Below are 4,859 nucleotides of genomic sequence, written 5' to 3'. Positions count from 1 at the left end.
TGTCCGGGGTGGACATGCGGCGTATCACTGCTTCTGGTATCCCGCCCTTGACGGTCGAGCAGGGTCTGGCTCTCCTCGACGCGGCCATGACCATCGACCAGGCCTGCCTGATTCCTCTCGGCCGTACGTCCGGTGCCACGCGCATGCAGGGCGAAGTGCCTGCCCTGCTACGCGGCCTCGTCAGGGGAACCAAACGTGCCGCAGCGAGCGGTGTCGGCAGCAGCGGTACGACCGCCGCCCTCGCTGCCCGGCTGCGGGAACTGCGCGATGGCGAGCAGAGGCGCTCCGTCGTGGATCTTGTGCGGACCGAGGCAGCTGCCGTCCTCGGGCATGCCGACGTCAAGTCCCTTGACCCGGAGCGGGAGTTCCGCGACCTGGGTGTCGACTCGCTGACGGCCATCGAGCTGCGCAACCGCCTCACCTCGGTCACCGGGCTGGGGCTCCCGGCCACCCTCGTCTTCGACTACCCGACCCCCACCGCCCTCGCCGAACACCTCCTCACCCGACTGCTGGACGAGCAGAGGCAGGGGGACGAACTGTCGCTGCTCGACGAACTCGACCGCCTCGACGCCGCCCTGGCTGCCGGTAACCCGGACGAACTCACACGGTCAGCCGTGTCCGCCCGGCTGCTCCGCATCCTGGACAAGTGGCGCGACGTCGATGCGGACGCTGCGACGAACGGTGTGGTCGAGCGGATCGATTCCGCCAGCGCAGATGAGGTCTTCGCCTTCATCGACAACGAGCTCGGACGTTCGAGCGACCGCTGACCGGGGGATCTGGTCGGCCCGGTACTCGCCACCACAGGCCTCACTGGTACCACAAGCATCACAGGAAGGTTCCTCTCCCCATGTCGAACGACAGCAAGCTCGTTGACTACCTCAAGTGGGTCACGGCCGACCTGCACCAGACTCGGCAGCGGCTTCTGGAGGTCGAATCGAGCAAGCAGGAGCCGGTCGCCATCGTCGGTATGGCCTGCCGGCTGCCTGGTGGCGTGCGTTCGCCGGAGGAGTTCTGGCAGCTGCTGGCCGAGGGGCGGGACGGTGTCTCGGGGTTCCCGACGGACCGGGGTTGGGACCTCGGAGCGCTCGCCGGAGAGGGAACCGGCAGCAGCGCCGCCATGGAAGGTGGCTTCGTCGACGCGACCGAGTTCGACGCGGAGTTCTTCGGGATCTCCCCGCGTGAGGCGCTGGCCATGGACCCGCAGCAGCGGCTGCTCCTGGAGACCTCCTGGGAGGCCGTCGAACGCGTCGGTATCGACCCGACCACCTTGAAGGGGAGCCGGACCGGCGTCTTCGTCGGCACCGCAGGCGTGGACTACGTGGGCGTGGTGATGAGCTCGGACGAGGACGTCGAGGGCCATGCCACCACCGGCCTCACCGCGAGCGTCCTGTCGGGCCGCATCGCCTACACCCTGGGACTCGAAGGCCCGGCGGTCACCTTGGACACCGCCTGCTCGTCGTCCCTCGTCGCTCTGCACCTGGCCGCGCATGCGCTGCGTTCGGGCGAGTGCTCCCTGGCGCTGGCGGGCGGAGTCACCGTCCTGTCCACCCCCATGAGTTTCTCCGGCTTCACGCGGCAGGGCGGTCTGGCGTCGGACGGCCGGTGCAAGGCGTTCGCGGACGCCGCGGATGGCACGGGCTGGTCCGAGGGCGTGGGCGTGCTGGTGCTGGAACGGCTGTCGGACGCGCGCCGCAATGGGCACGAGGTCCTCGCCGTGGTCCGCGGTTCGGCCGTGAACCAGGACGGTGCCAGCAACGGGCTCACCGCCCCCAACGGCCCCTCGCAGCAACGGGTAATCCGCCAGGCGCTCGCCAGTGCCGGCCTGAAGGCCGACGAAGTGGACGCCGTCGAGGGCCATGGTACGGGTACGCCGCTGGGTGACCCGATCGAGGTGCAGGCCCTGTTGGCGACCTACGGCCAGGACCGGCCGAGGGACAGGCCGCTGCTGCTCGGCTCGGTCAAGTCGAACATCGGACACACACAGGCGGCAGCCGGCGTTGCCGGCGTCATCAAGACCGTGATGGCCATGCGGCACGGTGTGCTCCCCAGGACGCTGCACATCGATCGGCCGTCCTCGCACATCGACTGGTCGGCCGGTGATGTGCAGCTCCTGACGGAACCCGTGGGCTGGCCGGCGACCGACCGGCCACGCCGGGCTGCGGTGTCGGCGTTCGGGATCAGTGGGACGAATGCGCACGTCATCATCGAGCAGGAGCCGCTCGCCGAGGCCGGGGCCGAGGAGTCGGCCGTTTCGTCGGCGCTGGTGGTGCCGTGGGTGGTGTCGGGCAAGTCCGAGGCTGCGCTGGCCGCTCAACTGGAGCAGGTGGCCTCGTTGTCCGGGCCGTCGCGGCTGGACGTGGGCTTCTCGCTGGCGAAGGGTCGCACTGGTTTCGTTCACCGGGCGGTGTTGCTGGCCGGTGCCGAGGGTGAGCCTGTGGAGGTTGCCCGTGGAGTGGCGACCGATCGTTCGCTGGTGTTGTTGTTCTCTGGTCAGGGGTCGCAGCGGCTCGGTATGGGCCGGGAGTTGTATGAGCGGTTCCCGGTGTTCGCGGCCGGGTTCGATGCGGTGTGCGCGGAGCTGGACGAGCGCTTGGACCGGCCGGTGCGTGATGTCGTCTGGGGTGACGACGAGGAGCTGTTGAACCAGACTGTGTACGCTCAGGCTGGTTTGTTCGCGGTTGAGGTGGCGTTGTTCCGGCTGCTGGAGTCCCTGGGAGTTGTCCCGGATTTCGTTGCCGGTCATTCGATCGGTGAGGTGACGGCCGCACACGTCGCCGGAATGCTCTCGCTGAAGGATGCCTGCACGCTCGTGGCGGCGCGGGGCCGGCTGATGCAGGAGCTGCCGACCGGCGGGGTCATGGTGGCCGTCGAGGCTGCTGAGGACGAGACTCGTACCCGCTTGGTGGACGGCGTGGCCATCGCGGCAGTCAACGGACCCGAAGCGGTCGTGCTGTCGGGAACGGAAACCGAAGTCCTGCGTGTTGCAAGGGGGTTCGCTGCCGAAGGCTGCAGGGTGCAGCGGCTCCAGGTCAGCCACGCGTTCCATTCGGCGCTGATGGATCCGATGCTGGAGGACTTCCGTGCCGTGGTGGGCGGCCTGTCCTTCGCGGCGCCGGTGATCCCGCTGGTGTCGAATGTGACGGGCACGGTGGCGGATGCGGCACTGGTGTGCTCGCCCGAGTACTGGGTGCGGCACGTCCGGGAGACCGTGCGATTCGCCGACGGGATACGGGCGCTGGCCGACGAAGGCGCCACTGTCTTCCTGGAGCTGGGTCCCGACGGGGTCCTGAGCGCCCTTGCTCGGCAGAACCTGGGTGAGCGCGAGGAGAGCGTGGCGGTACCGGCGCTCCGCAAGGACCGTGCCGAGGACGTCGCTCTCTTCACCGGACTTGCGCAACTGCACGTGGCCGGCGTGGAGATCGACTGGACACGGCTCTTCGACGGCACCGGGGCCCGCCGGGTGGATCTGCCCACCTACCCCTTCCAGCACGAGCGCTACTGGCCCCGGCCCGCCGTGCACATGGGCGATGTGACCGGCGCCGGGCTGATGCCCGCCGAACATCCCCTGCTGGGCGCAACGGTGACCCTGGCCGACTGCGAGAGCTTGCTGTTCACCGGAAGGCTGTCCCTGAATGCCCAGCCCTGGCTGGCCGAACACACGGTGGGCGGCACGGTGGTCTTTCCCGCCTCCGGCCTCCTGGAACTGGCCATCCGTGCAGCGGACCAGGCCGGATGCGACCGGGTCGAGCGCTTCACGCTGACCGAGCCGCTGATCCTCCCACACGGCGGCGCCGTTGCGGTGCAGATGCTGGTGGGCGCTCCCGACGAGTCCGGCGCCCGCACGGTGAGTCTTCACGCGCGAGCGGCCGACACGCTGGACGGGATCTGGACCCAGCACGCACACGGCGTACTGGTCCGGGGGGAGCGGGTGACGGACGCCGAGGCAGTGGTGTGGCCGCCCAGGGGAGCGGTTGCCACGGACCTCGACGGCTTCTACGGACAGGCCGAGTGGGGGCCTGTGTTCCAGGGGCTCCGCTCGGTGTGGAGGCGGGGCCGGGAGACGTTCGTCGAGGCGGCCCTCCCGAGCACCGTGGCCCAGGACGCCGTCCGCTTCGGGCTGCACCCCGCGTTGCTGACTGCAGTGGTCCACGCCGCGGGATTTGCCGGGATCGACGACGGCGAGCAGCTGATGCCGCTCTCGTGGAGCGGGGTGTCGCTCCATGCGGCAGGCGCGGCGGTGGTGCGGGCCCGAATCGTCAAGACGGACGCGGACACCGTGTCCGTGGCGCTGGCCGACGTCGAGGGCAGGCCCGTGCTGTCGGTGGAGTCGCTGAGGCTGGGCGCTCCGTCGGCCTCGCTCGAGGCTCCGGGCGGCAGCGGCCGTGAAGGGCTGCTGCGCTTGGAGTGGGTCCCGGCTGCGGTGACGTCCGGTGCGCGACGCGACGTCCGGTGCGTGACTCTGGGCAGCGACATCGACGCGCTGGCCGACGCGACAGGCGACCGGGTGTTGGTCGTGGTTCCGGTGACCGGGGCGGACCGGGACGTGCCCGGCACGGTACACGAGCTGTCGGCGCGGGTACTCGGCCTGCTCCAGGAATGGCTGGCGGAGGAACGGCCGGTGAGCACGCGCCTCGTGTTCGTGACCCGCAACGCGGTGGCGGCCGACGACACCGAGTCGGTTCGGGACCCCGCCGCAAGTGTGGTGTGGGGTCTGGTGCGTTCTGCGCAGTCGGAGAACCCGGACCGGTTCCTGCTGGTGGACGTCGACAACGACATTGCGGAGCTGCCTGCAGCCGCTGTGCTGTCTGCTGGTGAGTCTCAGGTTGTTGTGCGTGATGGTGTGGTGCGGGTGGGGCGGC

Annotated in this window: 1 protein-coding gene and 1 pseudogene; both read left to right on the top strand. The window is 69.8% G+C overall.

Translation table 11 applies throughout. The features are described 5' to 3' along the window. Positions 1-767, top strand: a 767-nt coding sequence (locus tag ACLHRZ_RS36635) for an acyl carrier protein (RefSeq protein ID WP_490422915.1), incomplete at its 5' end; no start/stop codon positions are given. An 80-nt stretch (positions 768-847) separates the two neighbouring features. Continuing rightward, positions 848-4,859, top strand: a pseudogene (locus tag ACLHRZ_RS36630) (type I polyketide synthase); the annotation flags it as partial.

Source organism: Streptomyces sp. AM25 (genome assembly GCF_058146165.1).
The sequence above is the reverse complement of the archived record's forward strand: the minus strand, read 5'-3'. Positions and strand labels throughout refer to the sequence as shown.